This is a genomic window from Stenotrophomonas sp. 05N423 (assembly GCF_056397145.1).
In genome coordinates this window covers 167,356-188,546 of sequence record NZ_JBFTMV010000007.1, presented here as the reverse complement: position 1 = coordinate 188,546, position 21,191 = coordinate 167,356, and the positions used below count along the sequence as shown (strand labels likewise).

Annotated in this window: 17 protein-coding genes; 14 read left to right on the top strand and 3 right to left on the bottom strand. The window is 68.9% G+C overall.

The features are described 5' to 3' along the window. Nucleotides 1-3: 3 nt before the first annotated feature. Complete coding sequence (locus tag AC1DGW_RS12650; protein ID WP_478023448.1) at nt 4-1,647, bottom strand: ABC transporter substrate-binding protein; 1,644 nt, start codon at nt 1,645-1,647, stop codon at nt 4-6. A 181-nt stretch (nt 1,648-1,828) separates the two neighbouring features. On the opposite strand from AC1DGW_RS12650, the gene AC1DGW_RS12645 reads away from it, so the two are divergent. The 10 genes from AC1DGW_RS12645 to AC1DGW_RS12600 all read left to right on the top strand — a co-directional run bounded on the left by AC1DGW_RS12645 (nt 1,829) and on the right by AC1DGW_RS12600 (nt 14,645). After that, nucleotides 1,829-2,704, top strand: a complete 876-nt coding sequence (locus AC1DGW_RS12645; protein ID WP_478023446.1) for a GntR family transcriptional regulator — start codon at nt 1,829-1,831, stop codon at nt 2,702-2,704. 179 nt (nt 2,705-2,883) lie between these two features. Next, on the top strand, nt 2,884-4,230 hold the full coding sequence (aptA, locus tag AC1DGW_RS12640) for an omega-aminotransferase AptA (protein ID WP_478023444.1): 1,347 nt from the start codon (nt 2,884-2,886) through the stop codon (nt 4,228-4,230). A gap of 131 nt (nt 4,231-4,361) precedes the next feature. Beyond that, entirely contained in the window at nt 4,362-6,149 is a 1,788-nt protein-coding gene (locus AC1DGW_RS12635; protein ID WP_478023442.1) for a DUF885 domain-containing protein, read from the top strand. A 296-nt stretch (nt 6,150-6,445) separates the two neighbouring features. Then, nucleotides 6,446-6,829, top strand: coding sequence for a hypothetical protein (locus AC1DGW_RS12630; RefSeq protein ID WP_478023440.1), 384 nt, complete (start codon nt 6,446-6,448; stop codon nt 6,827-6,829). A 55-nt stretch (nt 6,830-6,884) separates the two neighbouring features. Continuing rightward, nucleotides 6,885-8,156 carry a TolC family protein gene (locus AC1DGW_RS12625; protein ID WP_478023438.1) on the top strand — a complete coding sequence of 424 codons (1,272 nt, stop codon included), beginning with the start codon at nt 6,885-6,887 and terminating at the stop codon, nt 8,154-8,156. Next, nucleotides 8,153-9,145 carry an efflux RND transporter periplasmic adaptor subunit gene (locus AC1DGW_RS12620; RefSeq protein WP_478023436.1) on the top strand — a complete coding sequence of 331 codons (993 nt, stop codon included), beginning with the start codon at nt 8,153-8,155 and terminating at the stop codon, nt 9,143-9,145. Before AC1DGW_RS12625 ends, AC1DGW_RS12620 begins: the two co-directional genes overlap by 4 nt. Nucleotides 9,146-9,164: 19 nt before the next feature. Next, a complete protein-coding gene (locus tag AC1DGW_RS12615; RefSeq protein WP_478023536.1) occupies nt 9,165-12,338 on the top strand; it encodes an efflux RND transporter permease subunit in 3,174 nt (1,057 codons plus the stop codon). Between the two features lie 194 nt (nt 12,339-12,532). Further along, on the top strand, nt 12,533-13,156 hold the full coding sequence (locus AC1DGW_RS12610; protein ID WP_478023433.1) for a cation efflux transmembrane domain-containing protein: 624 nt from the start codon (nt 12,533-12,535) through the stop codon (nt 13,154-13,156). Between the two features lie 57 nt (nt 13,157-13,213). Continuing rightward, nucleotides 13,214-13,906: a hypothetical protein gene (locus AC1DGW_RS12605; protein WP_478023431.1), complete on the top strand. Its 693-nt coding sequence runs from the start codon at nt 13,214-13,216 to the stop codon at nt 13,904-13,906. 175 nt (nt 13,907-14,081) lie between these two features. After that, nucleotides 14,082-14,645 carry a hypothetical protein gene (locus AC1DGW_RS12600; RefSeq protein WP_478023429.1) on the top strand — a complete coding sequence of 188 codons (564 nt, stop codon included), beginning with the start codon at nt 14,082-14,084 and terminating at the stop codon, nt 14,643-14,645. Nucleotides 14,646-14,817: 172 nt separating this feature from the next. Here AC1DGW_RS12600 and AC1DGW_RS12595 read toward each other — a convergent pair whose 3' ends face one another. Then, nucleotides 14,818-16,032: a glycosyltransferase gene (locus AC1DGW_RS12595; protein ID WP_478023426.1), complete on the bottom strand. Its 1,215-nt coding sequence runs from the start codon at nt 16,030-16,032 to the stop codon at nt 14,818-14,820. 220 nt (nt 16,033-16,252) lie between these two features. Here AC1DGW_RS12595 and rpmB point away from each other — a divergent pair, with 220 nt between their 5' ends. The 3 genes from rpmB (at nt 16,253) to AC1DGW_RS12580 (ending at nt 18,209) form a co-directional block, all read left to right on the top strand. Beyond that, nucleotides 16,253-16,489 carry a 50S ribosomal protein L28 gene (gene rpmB, locus AC1DGW_RS12590; RefSeq protein WP_054668347.1) on the top strand — a complete coding sequence of 79 codons (237 nt, stop codon included), beginning with the start codon at nt 16,253-16,255 and terminating at the stop codon, nt 16,487-16,489. 10 nt (nt 16,490-16,499) lie between these two features. Next, nucleotides 16,500-16,667, top strand: a complete 168-nt coding sequence (gene rpmG, locus AC1DGW_RS12585) for a 50S ribosomal protein L33 (RefSeq protein ID WP_169411268.1) — start codon at nt 16,500-16,502, stop codon at nt 16,665-16,667. A 153-nt stretch (nt 16,668-16,820) separates the two neighbouring features. Next, nucleotides 16,821-18,209: an FAD/NAD(P)-binding protein gene (locus tag AC1DGW_RS12580; protein ID WP_478023419.1), complete on the top strand. Its 1,389-nt coding sequence runs from the start codon at nt 16,821-16,823 to the stop codon at nt 18,207-18,209. Between the two features lie 61 nt (nt 18,210-18,270). Here the strand turns inward: AC1DGW_RS12580 and AC1DGW_RS12575 are convergent, their stop codons facing one another. Next, entirely contained in the window at nt 18,271-18,804 is a 534-nt protein-coding gene (locus AC1DGW_RS12575; RefSeq protein WP_478023415.1) for a hypothetical protein, read from the bottom strand. 157 nt (nt 18,805-18,961) lie between these two features. Between AC1DGW_RS12575 and uvrD the strand changes: the two genes are divergently transcribed. Further along, entirely contained in the window at nt 18,962-21,151 is a 2,190-nt protein-coding gene (uvrD, locus tag AC1DGW_RS12570) for a DNA helicase II (protein WP_478023412.1), read from the top strand. Nucleotides 21,152-21,191: the final 40 nt, after the last annotated feature.

The following is a 21,191-nucleotide window of genomic DNA, read 5'->3' as shown; positions in this document are numbered from 1 at the left end:
GGGTCAGGGTGATGGGGCGGAGTACACCGGCTCGTCCGGCGCGATGCGTTGCACGTTCCACAGCCGCAGCCGGCCGATCGGCCATGGCCGGATGCCCGAGACCGAACGGTTGACCGCATTCACGTCGGCCAGGTTGTAGAGCATGACCAGCGGCACGTCGGCCAGCATCAGCGCATGCAGCCGGTCGAACAGGCGCTGCCGCTCCTGCGGATCGGCGCTGGTGCCGGCCTGCGCGAGCAGGGCGATCGCCTCTGGGTTGTCCCAGATCTTGCGTCGGTTCTTCTGGCGATCGCCCAATACCGAGTCGTAGCTCATGAACGGATCGACCCGGGTGGTGTAGGCGAACGACATCAGCTGGAAGTTGCCGCTCTGGTACCTGTCCAGCTGGGTGGCCCATTCCAGCACCTGCATCTCGATGTTGATGCCGGCCTCGCGCGCCATCGACTGGATCATCAGCGCCTGCGCGTACATTTCCGGATAGCGCCGGTTGGTCAGCATCACCAGGCGTTCGCCGCGGTAACGCGACTCGGCCAGCAGGCGCCTGGCCAGCGCCAGGTCGCGGCTCCGGCCATGGCGCTGCGCCATGGAGAAATAGGGGCTCATGGTGGGAACCAGCGACGCGTTCGCCACGCCGGTACCGCCGGTCGCCAGGCGCGCGATGATGTCCGTGTCCAGGCTGTAGGCGATGGCCTGGCGCAGCTTGGGATCGGACAGCAGCGGGTCCTGGTCCTGCAGCAGCAATGCCGATGTCGACATCGCGGGCACCGCCTCCAGGCGCAGGTTGCCAAACCGGCGCAGCTGCTCGATGTCCGACAGCGACACTTCCGGCATCACGTCGATCTGGCCCTTCACCAGCGCGGCGCGGCGCGAGGCATCGTCGCGGATGACCAGCCAGCGCAGCCTGCGGAAATGGGCCGCTTTCCGCCCCGTATATCCGTCCATCCCGCCCGTGGCGGGAACGTAACCGGGAAAGGCGAGCAGATCGACGTACTGGCCGCGCTTCCACTCACCGAGTTGCCATGGCCCGGTGGCGATTGGGCGGTTCCAGCTGCCGTCGGCATTGAGCGAATCCCGGTGCAGGATGCCGCCGGCACCGCATGGCAATGCCGCCATCTGGGTGAGCAGCATCGGCCAGGCGCGGTCGAGCTGGAACACGACGGTCCTGGCGTCGGCGGCGGCCACCGATTCGATCCGGACGCCGCGGCTGCCATCGAAGTCGGAGAGGCAGGTCCAGTGGGTGGACGGGTCGAGATAGCGCTGCCAGGTCCAGACCACATCCCCGGCCGTCAGTGGCGCGCCGTTGTGGAAGCGCACGCCGTCGCGCAGCGTGAAGGTATAGGTCCTGCCCTCGTCCGAGATGCGGATGTCGCGCGCCAGCAAGGGGGCCGGCATGCCGTTCTCCCGGTACGCCACCAGGCCTTCCACCACATGCATCATCACGCTGTCGGTGTTGGCATCGCGGTTCACGCCAGGGTCGGTGCTGCGGATGTCGTTGTTGAGCGACACATGCAGGACATCGCTGGAATCCCCGTCCCCCGCGCCGGCGACGCTGCCGGTACCGCACCCGGACAGCCCGGCGCCAACGATGGCCAGCAGCAGGCCGGCCGTGCGTGGGCTCCACTTCCGGTTGCGGTGGCGGTGCGTCATCGTGGTCCCCGGTTGAGGCGGCGAGGGGTTCGCCGGCCCGGTTATGCTTTTGGCTGAATCGGCTGGACGGCCCTCCGGATGAAGGGTGTCACCTTAGATTGCATTGGTTTTTGTAATAATGCAATCAAGTTGGCCGTCATACCGGTATTGCCGGCGCGGACCATCATTGAACGGATCGAGAATGAAGGCACCCAAGGTTTCTTCCCCCAGCCCCCTGCAGCTGGACATCGCCAACCAGATCATCCGACTGATCCGCACCGGCGAGCTGGCGCCGGGGCAGCACCTCACCGAGCAGGCGCTTGCACAGCGCTTCGGCGTCTCGCGCACGCCGGTGCGGGTCGCGTTCAAGCTGCTGGAGGAGCGCGGCTACCTGTTGTCCAGGGCCAATGCCGGCGTCACCGTCAGCGAGGTCCTGCCGGGCGAGGAACTGGCGGGCATCGGGATGACGGGCGAAGAACTGTACCTGTCCATCCTGTCCGACCGGGTCCAGGGCCAACTCCCGGAGGTGCTGTCGGAGGCCGAGCTGCTTGCGCGCTACCAGGTGCCGCGCAGCGTGCTGATGCGGGCCTTGCTGCGCTTGAACCACGAAGGACTGCTGGTGCGGCGGAAGGGCCATGGCTGGGGATTCCAGCCCACCCTGGACTCGGACCAGGCCAAGTACGAGAGCTATCGTTTCCGCCTGATGGTGGAGTGCGGCGGGCTGCGGGAAAAAACCTTCCGCGCCGATGGCGAGGCCCTGGAACAATCGCGCCAGGCGCACCTGGATTTCCTCGGGCTCGATCCGGTGGAGCAGACCTCGAGCCTGTTCTTCGACATCAATGCGCATTTCCACGAGATGCTCGCCGGATTTTCCGGCAACCGCTTCGTGCTCGAGTCCGTCCGCCACCATAACCAGCTGCGGCGGGTCGAGGAATATCGCCGCCATGTCCACAATCCGGTCAACCTCAGCGGCCCCTGCCAGGAGCATCTGGCGATCCTCCAGGCCGTAGGGGCCGGCGACGCGGAACTGGCGGCCCTGCTGATGCACCAGCACCTGCTCAAGGCCAGTCGCTTCTGAGCGCGCATCGGCGCCGGGCAGGGCGCCCGGGCGCTGCCGTGCCGTGGAAAGGGGAGCCGGCGGACCGCTCCCGGGATTGATTGCTTTATTGATGTATTAAGTACAAAATGCGGGCGAGCATTGGGTGATGGTGTCCAAGGCTCGTGCGGCGGGTGCCGCGGCAAATCGAGGAGAACCGCATGACGACTGCCCCTACCGCCGGCGTCAGCCAGGCAGGGCTGGATGCCTACTGGATGCCTTTCACGTCCAATCGCCGGTACAAGCAGGCGCCCCGCCTGTTCAGCAGCGCCAGCGGCATGTACTACGTCACCCCGGAGGGTCGCAGGGTCCTGGACAGTGCGGCGGGCCTGTGGTGCGTCAATGCCGGCCACTGCCATCCCCGCATCAGCGAGGCCATCGCGCGCCAGGCGCGCGAACTCGACTACGCGCCGTCGTTCCAGCTCGGCCATCCGGCCGCCTTCGCCCTGGCGGAAAGGATCACCGCATTGGCGCCAGCGGGCATCGACCATGTGTTCTTCACCAATTCCGGCTCCGAGGCCGTGGACACCGCGCTGAAGATCGCGCTGGCCTATCACCATGCCGGTGGCAATGCCGGCCGGGTGCGCCTGATCGGCCGCGAACGCGGTTACCACGGCGTGGGGTTTGGCGGCATTTCGGTGGGCGGCATCGGCAGCCATCGCCAGCCCTTCGGCAACCTGCTGGCCAGCGTGGACCACCTGCCGCATACCTACGACCGCTCCCGGAGCGCCCATACCGTCGGCCAGCCGGCCTGGGGCGCGCATCTGGCCGATGCGCTGACGGACATCGTGCAATTGCATGGCGCGCAGTCCATCGCGGCGGTCATCGTCGAGCCGGTGGCCGGTTCCACCGGCGTGCTGGTGCCGCCGCTGGGCTATCTGCAGCGGCTGCGTGAAATCTGCGACCAGCACGGCATCCTGCTGATCTTCGATGAGGTCATCACCGCCTTCGGCCGGCTGGGGCGCGGGTTCGGTGCCGACTACTTCGGCGTGGTGCCCGACATGATCACCTGCGCCAAGGGCATGACCAACGGGGCCGCGCCGATGGGCGCGGTGCTGGTGTCGGGCAAGATCCACCAGGGGCTGATGCAGGGAGGGCCGGACCGGATCGAACTGCCGCACGGCTATACCTATTCCGGGCATCCCCTGGCCTGCGCAGCCGGTCTGGCCACGCTGGATGTCTATGCCGAGGAAGGGCTGTTCGAGCGTGCGGCCGCGCTGGAACCGGGCTTCGGCGAAGCGGCGCATGCGCTGAAAGGGAGCCCTGGCGTACTGGACATCCGCAACATCGGCCTGCTGGCGGCGATCGACCTGGAGCCCATTCCCGGCAAGCCGGGCCGCCGCGCCTACGAATGCCACCTCGCCTGCCTGGAGCGTGGCGTCATGGTGCGTTCGACCGGGGACAGCATGGTCGTCTCGCCGCCGCTCATCGCCGAACAGAGCCATATCGAGGAGATGTTCGGCGTTCTTGATGATGTCCTCAGGCAAACGGGACGAAGCCCGGGCTGATACGGCGCTTCGCGGGCGCTGCCGCAGTTTCTGACCTGCGGCGGCGGTTCCTCGGGCAGGACTTTCGATCCATGCAGCGCCCGCCCGCCGGTGACATGATCGGACCCTGCTTTCCGAAGAGTCCGCCGTCCGTGAAAACCACCCTGTCCGTCGCCCTTCTGCTCGCCCTTGCCCTGCCGGGCGCCGTCGTCCATGCCGCGCCTTCGAAGGCGTCCGCGCCCGCCACGCTGGCCGCACAGGGCGCCGATGCGCGGTTCAAGGCGATCTACGAGAAGGAATGGGCCTGGCGCCAGACCGGCGGTGGCGAGGCCAGCGAGGACGAGGACGGCCCGGCCAACGCCACCCGCCTGCCGGATGTCGGCCCGGAGGCGCAGGAAGCCCGGCTGAAGGTGTGGGACGAGGTATTGGAGCAGCTCAAGACCGTCGATCCGGCCACGCTCTCGGCCGAGAACCAGGTCAACTACGCCATCTACAGATACCAGGTGGAGAACCTGGCCGACGAGGTGCGCCTGCGCGCCTACGAGATGCCGTTCAATTCGGATTCCTCGTTCTGGTCGAACCTGGGCTTCATGGCCCGGCGCGAGATGAAGACCGCGCAGGACTACCGCAACTACATCGCGCGCCTGAACGATGTGCCGCGCTATTTCGACCAGCAGACGGCCAACATGCGTGCCGGCCTGGAGCGTGGTTTCAGCGTGCCGCGCGCGGTGCTGGAAGGTCGCGACGTGTCGATCTCGACCGTGGCCGACCTCAAGGACCCGGCCGAGTCGCCGCTGTACGCACCGTTCAAGAAGCTGCCCGCCAGCATTCCCGCCGACGAGCAGCAGAAGCTGCGCGAGGAAGCAAAGCAGGCGATCGGCGGCAGCGTGATCCCCGCCTTCGGCAAACTGCTGGCGTTCTTCCGCGAGGAATACGTGCCGCAGGCGCGCACCACCCTGGCCGCGGAGAAGATGCCGGGCGGCAAGGCGTTCTACCGCCAGCAGATCCGCGAATACACCACGCTGGACATGAGCCCGCAGCAGATCCATGCGCTGGGCCTGAGCGAGGTCAACCGCATCCAGCAGGAGATGAACGCGATCATCGACAAGGTGGGCTTCAAGGGAAAGAGCGAGCAGACCCGCTTCGCCGATTTCCTCGAATTCCTGCGCACCGACCCGCAGTTCTACGCCAAGACCCCGGAAGAGCTGCTGTGGCGCGCGGCATGGATCTCCAAGCGCGTGGACGGGGTGATCGGCAAGTTCATGACCCTGCCGCGAGCGCGCTTCACCATCGTGCCGGTGCCGCCGGACATCGCCCCGTTCTGGACCGCCGGCCGCGGCGGCATGGGTACCTACTGGGTCAACACCTACAACCTGCCGGCCCGCCCGCTGTACAACCTGCCGGCGCTGACCCTGCACGAATCCGACCCGGGCCACGCGCTGCAGGGGGCGCTCGCCGCCGAGCAGGGCGAGCAGCCGGACTTCCGCCGCGGCGCCTACATCTCCGCCTACGGCGAAGGCTGGGGCCTGTACAGCGAGAAGCTCGGCATCGAGATGGGCATCTACGAGACCCCATACGAGGATTTCGGCCGCCTGACCTACGAGATGTGGCGCGCCTGCCGCCTGGTCATCGACACCGGCGTGCACCACTACGGCTGGAGCCGCGAGCGCGCCATCGCCTACCTGCGCGACCACACCGCGCTGAGCGAACATGAAGTGACCACCGAAGTGGACCGCTACATCTCCTGGCCGGCGCAGGCGCTGAGCTACAAGCTGGGCGAGATCACCATCGTCAAGCTGCGCGCGCAGGCAGAGAAGGAGCTGGGCGACAGGTTCGACGTCAAATCCTTCCACGATGCCGTGCTCAGGCAGGGCTCGGTGCCGCTGCCGGTGCTGGAACGGCAGATCAAGGCCTACATCGAGGAACGCAAGAAGGCCTGACGCGGTTGATCGCCGCGGTCCTTCCGGCGAGCGCCGCCCGAACCGCCAGCGCATGACCGGATGCCGAACCCGGGGTCTGCGACGCAGGCCCCGGCACGAGAGCATGCAGTGCTGGCGGCCAGCCGACACTCCATGAAACCTGCAGGGTGACTTCAACCGCCGCGCACTTTTGACGGAAAGCGGCGGTCGCAACCGAACCCGCTCCCACGATCCGGATGCGGTGAGCGCAGCGGGTCCGCACACGCCCGCAGCCCTGCGATTGTGTAACGCGTGGAGCCGCGGCTACCCTGCCGCACATGATCGCGTTCCTGCGCCGCCGCCCGCCGTCGTTGCTGCTCCGCCTGCTGGTGCTGGCGGTGGTCGCGCTCGGCACTGCCGGCGGCGCGCTGGCCTCGGCGCTGGGCGAGCTGCATGCGATGACCCATGCCGATCATCCGGTGACCGTGCACGATCCGGTGCTGGAAGCCGATACCGGCCACGATGAAACCGACGGCAGCGCCCGCCTGCTGCACGCGCTCGTGCATTGCGGCCACTGCCACGGCCACGGCGGCGTGCTGCCGTTCGCCGCCGTGGCATGGGACGTGGCGATGCCGCCGGCCGCCACCGGCGCCACCCCGCACGACACCCGCTGGCGCCCGGCTCCCACGGAAAGCCTGCTGCGCCCTCCGATTCCGGTCTGATCCTGCGTCCGCCGCGCGGACGTCCCGATCTTTTCCCGAAAACCGGAGATTCCCCATGTGGAAACGCCTGGCCGCGCTTGCGGCCTTGGCGATCGCACCGTGCGCCATCGCGCAGGTGCCATCGTCGCCTGCACCCTTGACCCTGGACGAGGCGGTCAGCCGCGTCGCCCGGACCCATCCCGACCTGCGCCTGCCCGAGCTGCAGCGCGCCGCTGCCCAGGCCCGCCATGACGGCGCCGGTTTCAAGCCGCCGCTGGTGTTCGGCGTGGACATCGAGAATGCCCTGGGCAGCGGCGACAGCCGCGGCTTCGACGCCACCGAAGTCACCGTCTCGCTGGCCGGCGTGCTCGAACGCGGCGGCAAGCTCGACGCCCGCCGCGCGCTGGCGCAGGCCAGCATCGACACGCTGGCCCCGCAGCGCGAGATCACCCGCCTGGACCTGATGGCCGAGGTGGCGCGCCGCTACCTGGCCATCACCGCCGCGAGCGTCCAGCGCCGGATCGCGCTGGACGACATCGAGCAGCGCCTCCGTGCGGTCGCCGCCGCGCGCCTGCGCCTGCAGGCCGGCGCCTCGCCCGCGTCCACGCTGATGACCGCGCAGGCGGCGCTGGCCCAGGCCGAGCTGGACCGCGACCGCGCCGGGGAAGCCGAGCGCGCCGCGCGGTTGGCGCTGGCCGCATTGTGGAACGCGCGCGAAGCGGACTTCGCCGTGGTCAGCGGCGATCCGCTGCAGCTGCCGGCGCTGCAGGATTTCCAGCAGTTGGCGGCGTTGCTGTCCGACATGCCGGAACTGGCGGCAGTCGCCGGCGAAGCGCGCGTGCGCGAGGCGCAGCTGCAGCTGGCGCGCAGCCAACAGCGCAGCGATCTGTCCTGGCAGCTGGGTGTGCGCAACAACCGCGCCAGCAGCGACACCTCGCTGGTCGGCGGCTTCAGCCTGCCGCTGGGCAGCGCCCGTCGTGCCGGGCCGGAAATCCGCGCCGCCCAGGCCGAACTGGCGATGAGCGCGGTGGAGCGCGAATCGCGCGCGCTGCAGCTGTACGCCACGCTCGCCGAGGCCCATGGCCGTTACGGCACCGCGCGGCTGGAAGTGGCGCGCATGGACAGTGACGTGCTGCCGCAGCTGCAGCGCGCCGAGAAGGCCGCCGAGACCGCCTGGCGCGCCGGCGCCATCAGCTACCTGGAATGGGCGCAGCTGCAGGCCATGCGCATCGAGGCGCGGCAACGCCAGCTCGATGCCGCGCTTGCCGCACAGACCGCCCTGATCGAAATCCAGCGCCTGACCGGGCAACCCCTGGTCGCCACCGCTTCCGAAGGAAACACGCCATGAAGGCTTCCCTGCCTGCCACTCCGATGTTCCGCCTGGCCGCGCTTGCCGTGCTGCTGGCCGCGCTCACCGCCTGCGGTGGCGATCCGGTCGCCACCGGCAAGGACGCCGCACAGGACGGCCACGCCCATGCCGATGGTGAGAGCGACGACCACGCTGGCGAAGATGACGCGCCCGAAAAGACCATCATCCCCGCCGCGCGTGCCAAGGCCGCCGGCATCGTCAGTGCCGCCGTGGGCGCGGGCACCATCGCCGACGAGCACGACGTGCAGGGCCTGCTGGCGCCGATCGATGGGTGCATGGCGCAGGTCACCGCGCGTTTCCCCGGCCCGATCCGCGCGCTGCGCGCCAACGTCGGCGACCGCGTGCGCGCCGGCCAGCCGCTGGCCAGCATCGACAGCAACCTGAGCCTGACCACCTACGGCATCAGTGCGCCGATCTCCGGCGTGGTGCTGTCGCGCCAGGCCCAGGTGGGCGGCGTCGCCGGCGAAGGCCAACTGCTGTTCGAGATCGGCGATCTCTCGCAGTTGTGGGTGGACCTGCACATCTTCGGCGCCGATACCCAGCACATTACCGCCGGCGTGCCGGTCACCGTCACCCGCATGACCGACGGCGTCAGCCAGACAACAACGCTCGAGCGCGTGCTGCCGGGCACCGCCACCGCCAGCCAGAGCACGGTGGCGCGCGCCACCGTGGACAACGCCGACGGCCTGTGGCGGCCGGGCGCGGCGGTGCGCGCGCGCATCGTCGTGGCCAGCACGCCGGCCGGCATCGTGGTACCGCTGACCGCGCTGCAGAACATGGACGGCCGCGACGTGGTGTTCGTGCGCACCGGCGATACCTACCAGGCGCGGCCGGTCACGCTCGGCGCGCGCGACGCGCGGCAGGTGGCGGTCAGCGCCGGCCTGCAGGCCGGCGAAGAGGTGGTCGTCGAGCAGAGCTATACGGTGAAGGCCGACATCGGCAAGGCGGGGGCGGGCCATGAGCACTGACCTCACGCCGCGCGCCGGCCTGCTCGAACGCATCATCGGCGCGGCCATCGCCCACCGCTGGCTGATGCTGCTGCTCACCGGCGCGCTGGTGCTGCTCGGCGCCTGGAGCTTCACCCGCCTGCCGATCGACGCCACGCCCGACATCACCAACGTGCAGGTGCAGATCAATACGTCCGCGCCCGGTTACTCGCCGCTGGAAACAGAACAGCGCATCACGTTCCCGGTGGAAACGGTGCTGGCCGGGCTGCCGAAGATGGAGAGCGTGCGTTCGCTGTCGCGCTACGGGCTGTCGCAGGTGACGGTGGTGTTCGAGGACGGCACCGACATCTACTTCGCCCGCCAGCAGGTGGCCGAACGCCTGCAGCAGGCGCGCTCGCAGATCCCGGACGGCCTGGACCCGCAGCTCGGGCCGATCGCCACCGGCCTGGGCGAGATCTTCATGTACACCATCGATGCCGACCCGGAGGCGCGCAAGCCCGATGGCAGCGCCTACACCGCCACCGACCTGCGTACCCTGCAGGACTGGGTGATCCGGCCGCAGCTGCGCAACGTGCCCGGCGTCACCGAGGTCAACACCATCGGTGGTTTCCAGCGCCAGGTGCACATCACCCCGGACCCGGCAAAGCTGCGCGCGCTGGGCTTCACCCTGGAGGACGTCGCCGCCGCGGTCGAGGCCAACAACCAGAACGTGGGCGCCGGCTACATCGAGCGCAATGGCCAGCAGTTCCTGGTGCGCGTTCCCGGCCAGGTCGCCGACCTGGAGCAGATCGGCAACATCGTGCTCGACCGCCGCGAGGGCGTGCCGATCCATGTGCACGACGTCGCCATGGTCGCCGATGGCCCCGAGCTGCGCAGCGGCGCGGCCACCCAGAACGGCCACGAAGTGGTGATGGGCACGGTGGTGATGCTGATCGGCGCCAACAGCCGCGATGTGGCGCAGGCCGCGGCGGCAAGGCTGGAACAGGCGCAGCGCAGCCTGCCCGCGGGCGTGACCGTCACCGCCAGCTACGACCGCACCGCGCTGGTGGACCGAACCATCCAGACCGTGGCCAGGAACCTGCTGGAAGGCGCGCTGCTGGTGATCGTGGTGCTGTTCCTGCTGCTGGGCAACTTCCGCGCGGCGCTGATCACCGCCGCGGTGATCCCGCTGGCGATGCTGTTCACGCTCACCGGCATGGCGCGCGGCGGCGTGTCGGCCAACCTGATGAGCCTGGGCGCGCTGGACTTCGGCCTGATCGTGGACGGCGCGGTGATCATCATCGAGAACTGCCTGCGCCGCTTCGGGCAGCGCACGCATGCGCTGGGCCGGGCGATGACCCGCGCCGAACGCTTCGCCGAGACCGCGGCCGCCACCGCCGAGGTGATCCGTCCGAGCCTGTTCGGCCTGGGGATCATCACCGCCGTGTACCTGCCGATCTTCGCCCTTACCGGCGTGGAAGGAAAAATGTTCCACCCGATGGCGATCACCGTGGTGCTGGCGCTGAGCGGCGCCATGCTGCTGTGCCTGACCTTCGTGCCGGCGGCGATCGCGCTGTTCCTCGGCGGCCGCGTGCAGGAGAAGGAGAACCGGCTGATGGGCTGGCTGCGCCGGCGCTACCAGCCGCTGCTGGACTTCGCCCTGCGCCGCGGGCGCTGGATGGTGGCTGGCGCGCTGGTACTGGTGATCGGCTGCGGCCTGCTGGCAACAAAGCTGGGCAGCGAGTTCGTGCCCAACCTGGACGAAGGCGACGTGGCGATGCACGCCATGCGCATTCCCGGCACCAGCCTGACCCAGTCGGTGCAGATGCAGCGGCAGATCGAGCAGCGCCTGCTGCAGTTCCCGGAAGTGGCCAAGGTGTTCTCCAAGATCGGCACGCCGGAAGTGGCCTCCGATCCGATGCCGCCGTCGGTGGCCGACACCTTCATCATGATGAAGCCGCGCGGGCAGTGGCCGGACCCGCGCAAGCCACGCGCGCGCCTGCTGGCCGAGCTGGAGGAGGCGGTGGAGGAACTGCCGGGCAACAACTACGAGTTCACCCAGCCCATCCAGATGCGCATGAACGAGCTGATCTCCGGCGTGCGTGCCGACGTGGCGGTGATGCTGTACGGCGACGACCTGGACACGCTGATGGAAGTCGGCCGCCGCATCGAGAAGGTGGCCGCCGGCGTACCCGGCGCCGCCGACGTGCGGCTGGAGCAGACCAGTGGCCTGCCGCTGCTCACCGTCACCCCGGACCGGCAGAAGCTCGCCGGCTATGGCCTCAACCCGGGCCAGGTGCAGTCCACCGTGGCCACCGCGGTGGGCGGGCAGGTGGCGGGGCAGTTGTTCGAGGGCGACCGCCGCTTCGACATCGTGGTGCGCCTGCCCGAGGAACTGCGGCAGGATCCGGCGGCGCTGGCGGACCTGCCGGTGTCGCTGGAAACCGCGCTGGCCAGCGGCAATGCCGACGAGCTGAGCCGCGGTGGTGCCGCCGGCGCGCTCACCGGCAACCCGCGCACGGTGCCGCTGCGCGAACTGGCGCGCATCGAGACCAGCGAAGGCCCCAACCAGATCAACCGCGACAAAGGCAAGCGCCGCATCGTGGTCACCGCCAACGTGCGCGACCGCGACCTGGGCGGTTTCGTCGGCGAACTGCAGCAGGCCATCGACGCCCGCGTGCAGCTGCCGGCCGGCTACTGGATCGACTATGGCGGCAGCTTCGAGCAGCTGATCTCGGCCAGCCAGCGCCTGGCGGTGGTGGTGCCGGTGACGCTGGCGCTGATCTTCGCGATGCTGTTCTGGGCGTTCGGCTCGGGCAAGGATGCGGCCATCGTGTTCAGCGGCGTGCCGCTGGCGTTGACCGGCGGCGTGCTGGCGCTGGCGCTGCGCGGCATCCCGTTGTCGATCTCGGCGGGCGTCGGTTTCATCGCGCTGTCCGGCGTGGCGGTGCTCAACGGGCTGGTGATGATCAGCTTCGTGCGCAGCCTGCGCGAACAGGGACGGCCGTTGCCGGAAGCGGTGCGCGACGGTGCGCTGGGCCGCCTGCGGCCGGTGCTGATGACCGCGTTGGTGGCCTCGCTGGGCTTTGTGCCGATGGCCTTCAACGTCGGCGCCGGCTCGGAAGTACAGCGCCCCCTGGCCACGGTGGTGATCGGCGGCATCGTGTCCTCCACCCTGCTGACCCTGCTGGTGTTGCCGGTGCTGTACCGCTGGTTGCATCGCGGGGAGCAGTAAACCAGAGCACCTCTCTTCACGCGCGCCACCGGCGCGCGTGCGGTGGAGAGAACAGAGCGGGGAGAGCGATGGCGGCCGGTGGGCCGCCACCGCCTGGAATCGCTGGCATCCACGGAAATCCCGTGGCAGCGCAAGCACTGCAAACGCTTTCCATCGATGCGAACATCTGCCGGAACATCCTGTCTGGAACCGGAATGAGCGACTGTTGCGGCTGCGGCAAAACCCTGGAAGTCGAGCGCATGCAGGTGCGCCAGCGGCGTGTGCTGGTGTGGGTGCTGGCGATCAACCTGCTCACCTTCGTGATGATGATGGCCGCGGCCTGGCACAGCGGCTCGGCCTCGCTGCTGTCCGGCAGCCTGGACAGCCTCGGCGACGCGCTGACCTATGCGCTGAGCCTGGCGGTGATCGGTGCCAGCGTCGCCGCCAAGGCGCGGGTCGCCCTGCTCAAGGCGGCCTTCATCCTGTGCGCGGCCATCGCGGTGGCTCTGGGCATCGGCTGGAAGCTGGCCCACCCGCACCTGCCGCTGTTCGAGAGCATGGGCATCGCGGCGTTGCTGAATCTTGCCGCCAACCTGCTGTGCCTGCGCCTGCTGTGGCCGTACCGGCAGGGCGACATCAACCTGGCCTCGGCCTGGGCATGCTCGCTGAACGACGCCTACGAAGGCGGCGCGGTGATCCTCGCCGCGCTGGCGGTGTGGGTGTTCGGCGCGGGCTGGCCGGACCTGCTGATCGCCGTGGCCTTGCTGCTGCTGTTCCTGCGTTCGGCATGGACGGTGGCGCGCGCGGCCTGGCGCGAACTGCGGGCGACGGCGCTCTGACTTGATGCCCGTGGACTCCGCTGGCTAGAGTCCGGCGATACATCCAGGGAGCGGTTCATGCGATTGCATCGTCTTGCGGTGATGGGTCTGTTGTCGTTGTGCGCGGGCAGTGCGGCCGCCGTGGAAGACCGCGACATCTACATCGAGTTCCTGTGGTCGAAGCCGCCGGCCGATGCGATCGCCCGCCAGCAGACCCGTCAGTTCGTCATGCAGGGCAACCACGACCACCAGATCTGCGTCGCCGCCACCGCCACGCCCACCGATGTGGGCGGGCTGCAACTGGAGCTGCTGGACGCCGACGGCAAGCAGGTGTCGCTGCACCGGTACGACGACTACCGCGGGACCAAACAGTGCCATCGTGCCGACCTCGGTGACGGCGGCGCGGCGGGGGAGTGGACGGCGCGCGTCGTCCTTGGCGACGGCCGCACGAACAAGGCCGGCATCCGCGTCGATCCGCGCATCGAGGATTCGCCCTACTACCTCGAACGCGGCATCCCCTATGTGGCCGGCCGCCCGAACTACGACGCCGCGATTCCGGCGGCGGAATGGAGCGGCCGGCTGGTCTGGGCGATGGAGGTGGACCCGCAGGGGCGCGTGACCCATGTCGAGGTCGAGGTCGCCGAAGGCGTCGGCGAGCGCATCCGCGACCGCGCCATCGCCGCCGGTTACATGAGCCTGTTCCCGCCGGACCCGGCGCGCGCGACCACGCCGTTGCGGTGGCAGCGCACCCTGTCCTTCGCGCCCGAGTGAGCCGGCGGGCGAGGGCGTGCCGATGGCTGGCGTCGCGCCGCTGCGCTCGCCACGCCGTCTTCGGCGGCCATCGCCCACCCCGGATTGTCGTCATGCCTGAATGAGGCGCTCAGATACGGGCGGCAGGAATGACGCAGCATGCGTCCTCGTTCCAATCTGCCTCACGGAGAGCGTCGTGCGCGTATTCCCCACCTCACTGCCTGTCCTGTTGCTGCTGCTGGCCGGTTGTTCGCCGGGCGGCGGCGACGCATCCCAGGGCGGGGCCGTCGCCACGCCGGCGTCCTCGTCTCCGGCGACGGCATCGCACCTGGCAGTCACCGGCTGCGATGCGCTGGCCGCCCTGTCGGGCGAGCTGATCAGCGGCATGGAACCGGTACCTGGCGATCCGCAGCCCGCCGATGCCGGTCTTCAATGCGCCTGGTGGGATGTGCCGACCGGTCGCTCGTTCAGCCTGCAGGTGCGGGTGGCGCCCGGTATCGGGCCGGTGCCGGTGGATGACGGCTCGCCTGCGGGGAGCGGCATCACGCCGGTCCCGGTGCCGGCGTTCGAGCGCCGGGGCGGAACCGCGGCGATCCGCACGGAGCACGACGCCGGTGCGGTATTTGTGACCTTCTGGCTGCACCTGCCCGATGCCGAGGTCATGATGGTCAACCAGATCGACAGCAAGGGAGCCGGCAGATCCGCGCCGCTGGATGCGGCACGGGCGCTGGAGATTTCCGGCCAGCTGCTGGGCGATTGATACGGCCCGGGGTGGCCTGTCATTGCCGGCGTCTCCGGCTCGCCGTGCGCTGGATCCCGGGCTGGTGGCCGTATGCCCCGATTCCGCCCATCGAACGGGCGGCCGACGGCCCACGCGGTTCTTCGCGCCCGGATGGTCGTCCCGGGCTCGTTCCCGCAGATGCCTTGCTGGACTAGCGTCGCGCCAGCGCGTCGATCGCCGTCACCGCGTCCGCCACGCCGTCCTCGGCGGCCATTGCCTGCCCCAGGGCGGCGGCATTGGCGCGGGTCTGCGCCTGCTCGGCGAAGGCAAGCGCCTTCGCCAGCGTCGGGGCGTCCAGCCGTTTCGGCGACAGCGCGGGCGGTGCCACGCCGAGGCGTCGCAGGCGGTCGGCCCAGAAGAACTGGTCGCCGGCGAACGGCAGCACCAGCGACGGTACGCCGGCCCGGCAGGCCGAATGCGAGGTGCCGCTGCCGCCGTGGTGGATCGCCAGTGCGCAGCGCGGAAACAGCGCCTCGTGAGGTGCTGGTCCAATCACGAAGACGTTGTCCGGCAGTGCCGTGTCCGGCACCCCGGCCCAGCCGGGGGACAGCAGGACGCGGCGCGGCGCCAGCGCGGCCAGCAGGGCGGGCAACACCTTGTCGCGGTCGAACCCGGCCATGCTGCCGAAGCCAAGGTAGACCGGTGGTGGGCCGGCGTCGAGGAAGGCCTGCAGGGCGGAGGGCGGTACCCATTCCGCTTCCGGCAGGCGCCATTGGCCGCAGATGCGGTGGTCGGCCGGCCAGTCGTCCGGATGCGGCAGCAGGCTGGGCGAGATGCCGTACAGCATCGGCAGGCCGGTCCACAGCGAGCGACGCGGCGGCAGGCCCAGCACCTGCTGGCGGGCGCGGTTGAGCGGGCCGCGGAACTGGCGCCAGATCAGGCCGTTGACCAGCCCGTAGCTGGCGCGGCCGAGCCAGTTGGCGATCCGTCCCGGCGGCAGGAACGGCGAGGGAAAGGCGCGGGTCGGCGTCAGCGGGATCATGCCGGTGCCGATCAGCGGCAGGCCGTGGCGCTCGGCCACGCTCATGCCCACGAAGGCGGCCAGCCCGCCGGCCAGGATCGCGTCGCACTCCCGCGCGGCGGCATCGGCCTGCTGCGTCCAACCGGCGATATGGCGCCGGGCCAGCCCGGCCAGGCCACGGGTGGCGGCGGCCACGCCGTTGCCGCCGGCGACCAGGGCGCCGATCTCCTGGCGGATGTCGCCCTCCAGCGCCGCATGCGGCACGCCGAGCGCCCGTGCGCTGTCCAGGGTGCCGCCGTCGGCCAGCAGGGTGGCCGTATGGCCGGCACCGATCAGGCCATGGCACAGCGCGGCCAGCGGCCGGGTGTCGCCTTCAGTGCCGTAGGTCAGTGCCAGCAGTCGCATCGGGCCTCCCGGGTGGGTATCTGTGGGCAACTTGCCATCGTGGTGCCCAGCACGCATAATGCGCGGCTCGCTGTGCCCGGAATCCCGGGCCGGCGGCCGGCAGCACGTCGCCCGGCCGCCCTGCAGCGTACCCCTGACTCCCGTGACGTGTGGCGGACAACCGCCGGGGCCGCCATCTTCCTGGCCAAGGGAGATACAACCGACATTACCGAGGTGCGCAATGTCCCGAGTTTGCCAAGTTTCCGGCAAGAAGGTGCAGACGGGTAACAACGTCTCGCATGCCAACAACAAGACCCGTCGTCGCTTCCAGCCGAACCTGCACGAGCGCCGTTTCTGGGTCGCCAGCGAAAACCGCTGGGTCAAGCTTCGTGTTTCCGCGCATGCACTGCGCACCATCGACAAGAACGGCATCGATTCCGTTCTGGCTGAGCTGCGTGCCCGCGGCGAAAAGGTCTGAGGAGTAAAACATCATGGCAGGCAAGCGCGATAAGGTCCGTATGATTTCCTCGGCCGGTACCGGCCACTTCTACACCACGGACAAGAACAAGAAGAACACCCCCGGGAAGATGGAATTCCTGAAGTACGACCCGGTGGTCCGCAAGCACGTTCTGTACAAGGAAGGCAAGATCAAGTAATCCGCACGGATTGCTTCGACAGCCGTTCCACACTGGACCCGCCGCAAGGCGGGTTCCGTGTTTCTGGGGCATGAAGCGCGCCATCAGCGTGTTCCATCAGTACATGCGGCGGCGGTATCAGGCCGTGGCGGCGGCATCGCCTACAATCGGCGCATGACAGTTTCCGACCAGATGCAGGCCTGCGACATCGCGATCATCGGCGGCGGCGCCGCCGGCGTGCTCACCGCGATCGGCGTGCTGCGCGGCGCCACCGGCGCGCTGCGCGTGGCGATCGTCGAGCCGCAGCTGCCGCTCGGCCGCGGCGTCGCCTATGCCACGCGTTATCCCGAGCATCTGCTTAATGTGCCCGCCGGCAAGATGAGCGGCTTCCCGGACCTGCCCGACGATTTCCTCGATTACCTCATCGTGCAGGACGCCTTTCCTGGCATCGAGCGCGACACGCTGGCGCAGACCTTCGTCGCGCGCCACCACTACGCGGCCTATCTGCGGCAGCGCCTGCAGGAAGCGGTGGATGCCAGCCCGGCGCAGCTGGATGTGCGCGCCGCACGCGTCGTCTCCCTGGAAAAACAACCCGACGGCATCATGCTGCAACTGGACTCGGGGCAGCCGCTGCTGGCCGCATCGGTGGCACTGTGCGCCGGCAATGCGCTGCGGCCGCTGCCCGCGCGCGGCGCCGGCGCGGTACCGCCGGGCAAGCGCATCGAGGCCTGGGATTTCGACGCGGTGCAGGACATCGCCGCGACCGCCGACGTGGCCATCGTCGGCTCCGGGTTGAGCATGGCCGACAGCGTGGTGTCGCTTGCCGCCTCCGGGCACCGCGGGCAGGTGCATGTGCTTTCGCGTCATGCGCTGCTGCCGCTGCCGCATGCCAGGGGGCCGGCCGCCGATTACGACCCCGGACCGCTGCTGGCGATGAACCTGCGCCAGCGCGTGCGCGCGCTGCGCCGCCATGCCGCCGATGCCGCGCTGCGCGGCATTCCGTGGCAGAACGTGATGGAGCGCATCCGGCCGTTGGGCCAGGCGCTGTGGCAGTCACTGTCCTTCGACGACCAGCGCCGCTTCCTGCGCCACGTGGTGCGCTACTGGGACGTGCACCGGCACCGCATCGCCGCGCCGGTGCATGCGCAGCTGATGGAGCTGCGGCGACAGGGCCGCCTGCACCTGCATCGCGGCCGTCTGGAAACCGCGATCGCCGAGGGCGCCTGCGTGCACCTGGGTGCGCTCGACCCGCACCGGCAGCCGTTCCAGCTCGACGCGCAGTGCGTCATCAACGCCACCGGCGTGGAGATGCGCGCGCAGGCCATGCGCAACCCGCTGCTGCAGCAGATGCTGGGCAGCGGCGTCGCCCGCCCCGGCCCGCACGGCATCGGCATCGACAGCGCGGCGGACGGCAGCCTGCTCGACGCCGACGGCGCGCCCGAACCGCGCGTGCGGATCGTCGGCAGCCTGCGCATTGGCCGCCTGTGGGAAAGCCTGGCGATACCGGAACTGCGCGGGCAGGCAGAACAGGCAGCCCTGACGGCATTGCGCCAGCTTCATTGACAACGACACCTGATCTCAGGTGCCGTTGCCATGTTCCGGGGTGCCGTCCCCGAATTTCCTGTCAGCTATGGCTCTTCCCGCCAGCAGGCGGAGTATTTCCGCCGCCGCCCGATGATGATGGAACGCTTGAAAACGAGGTCACAGGTGCCCGTATCGTTTGCGGGCTGTGGTCAAGCCTTTGGTCCTGGTTGACCAGCACCAGGCGACGATTGTCAACGCGTGTCCATGCCCAGGCTCCGGAAGGCACCGGTTGGGAAGAAATAAGCGAAAACTTGACGGATTGCTTTCCGTCTGTGGTCGGGACGGCGTCGAGTGCCATATTTGCGACAAACTGGTCGCTTTCCGTGAATTTTGACTTTCCGTCTCTGGCCAGCAATTCCTCCAGATTGGCACGCAACAGGCGATCCATCTGGGTAGGCAGCCGAGAAGCCGGCCTGACGTCCGTAATCTTGCCCTGCGTGCTTACTTTCACCAGCACCGGCAATACCTGTTGGGCAGCTGGAGACTTGGTTTCCGCAGGTGATTCGGCAAATGCTGCGCCGTGCGCCGCGGTTAGAAGGAAGGTTGCGATAAGGCTGGACAACACTCTGCTCATAACCGACTCCTTGGTATTGTGATGGACTTCTAACGGGGGGCGGCAACTGCGAAAGGATCCTGTAGCTGCGGCCAAACGCTCCCTCCGTTTGTCATGAATGTCAAGTGCATGGGGGCTTGGCGATCGAGAACCCCGGCAATACCGTAAAATCACCAGCATGGATGTTTCCCACCTGCTCGACGGGCTGAACCCGGCCCAGCGCGAGGCCGTTTCTGCTGCTCCCGGCCATTACCTGATCCTTGCCGGCGCCGGTTCCGGCAAGACCCGCGTGCTCACCCACCGCATCGCCTGGCTCAACGAAGTGCACGGCGTGCCGACCCACGGCATCTTCGCGGTGACCTTCACCAACAAAGCCGCCGGCGAGATGCGCCATCGCATCGACCTGCAGCTGCGCAATGGCGCGCGCGGCATGTGGATCGGTACCTTCCACGGCCTGGCCCATCGCCTGCTGCGCCTGCACTGGGCTGACGCGAAGCTTCCCGAAGCGTTCCAGGTGATGGATTCGGACGACCAGCTGCGGCTGGTCAAGCGCGTGGTGCAGGCGCTGGAACTGGACGACGGCAAGTTCCCGGCCAAGCAGATCGCGTGGTGGATCAACGCGCAGAAAGACGAGGGCCGCCGCCCGCAGCATATCCAGCCGGAGCCGCACGACGCCTGGCTGGAAACCATGCGCCAGGCCTACATCGAGTACCAGGCGCGCTGCGATCGCGCCGGGCTGGTGGATTTCGCCGAGCTGCTGCTGCGTGCGCATGAACTGCTGCGCGACAACCCGGTGCTGCTTGCCCATTACCGCGCGCGCTTCCGCGAGATCCTGGTCGACGAATTCCAGGACACCAATGCCATCCAGTACGCCTTCGTGCGCGTGCTGGCCGGCGATTCGGGCAACGTATTCGTGGTCGGCGACGATGACCAGGCCATCTACGGCTGGCGCGGCGCCAAGGTCGAGAACGTGCAGCGCTTCCTCAAGGATTTCCCGGGCGCGCAGACCATCCGCCTGGAGCAGAACTACCGCTCAAGCGCCAACATCCTCAATGCCGCCAACGCGGTCATCGCGCACAACCCGGACCGCATCGGCAAGCAGTTGTGGACCGACAGCGGCGACGGCGAACCGATCGACCTGTACGCCGCCTACAACGAAATGGACGAGGCGCGTTACCTGGTCGAGCGCGCGCGGCAGTGGGTGCGCGACGGCGGCAGCTATGGCGACATCGCCGTGCTCTACCGCAGCAACGCGCAGTCGCGCGCCTTCGAAGAAGCGCTGCTGTCCGAACAGGTGCCGTACCGCGTCTATGGCGGCATGCGCTTCTTCGAGCGCGCCGAGATCAAGGATGCGCTGGCCTACCTGCGGCTGCTGACCAACCGCAACGACGACGCGGCGTTCGAGCGCGCGGTGAACACGCCGACGCGCGGCATCGGCGAGCGCACGCTGGACGAAGTGCGCCGCATCGCCCGCATGCAGGCGTTGTCGCTGTGGGAGGCGTCGATGCTCGCCACCCAGGGCAACGACCTCACTTCGCGCGCGAAGAACGCGCTGGCCGGTTTCATCAACCTGGTCCAGCAGATCGGTGGCGAAACCGCGCAGATGACCCTGGCCGAGCGCATCGACCACGTGCTGCTGCGTTCGGCGCTGCGCGATCACTGGAGCAAGGAGAGCCGCAACGCGCTCGATTCGGAATCGCGCAGCGACAACCTCGACGAACTGGTGTCGGTGGCCTCGCGCTTCATCCAGCGCGACGTGGACGAGGAGGGCGCCGCCGACATGAGCGAGCTGGTCGCGTTCCTGTCCTACGCCTCGCTGGAGGCCGGTGAAGGCCAGGCCCAGGCCGATGAGGACGGGGTGCAGCTGATGACACTGCATTCGGCCAAGGGCCTGGAATTCCCGCTGGTGTTCCTGGCCGGACTGGAGGAGGGGCTGTTCCCCGGTGCCCGTTCGCTGGAAGAGAGCGGACGACTGGAGGAAGAGCGCCGCCTGGCCTACGTCGGCATCACCCGCGCGCGGCAGAAGCTGGTGCTGGGCTACGCCGAGTCGCGCCGCATCCATGGCCAGGACAATTACAGCCTGCCGTCGCGCTTCCTGCGCGAGATCCCGCGCGAGCTGCTGCACGAAGTGCGGCCCAGGGTGCAGGTCTCGCGCCCGGCCTCGCTGGGCACCAGCCGGGTGATGGGCCACGCCGCCATTGAAGCTCCGCCGGTCAAACTTGGCGCGCTGGTCACCCATCCGAAGTTCGGCGAAGGCATGGTGACCGACTACGAGGGCAGCGGCGCGCACGCGCGCGTGCAGGTGGAGTTCGCCGAGGCCGGCAGCAAGTGGCTGGTGATGGCCTACGCCAACCTGACCGTGCTGTAGGCCCTCGGGCCGCGGAAGGCCGGCGGAGCCGCCGGCCGTT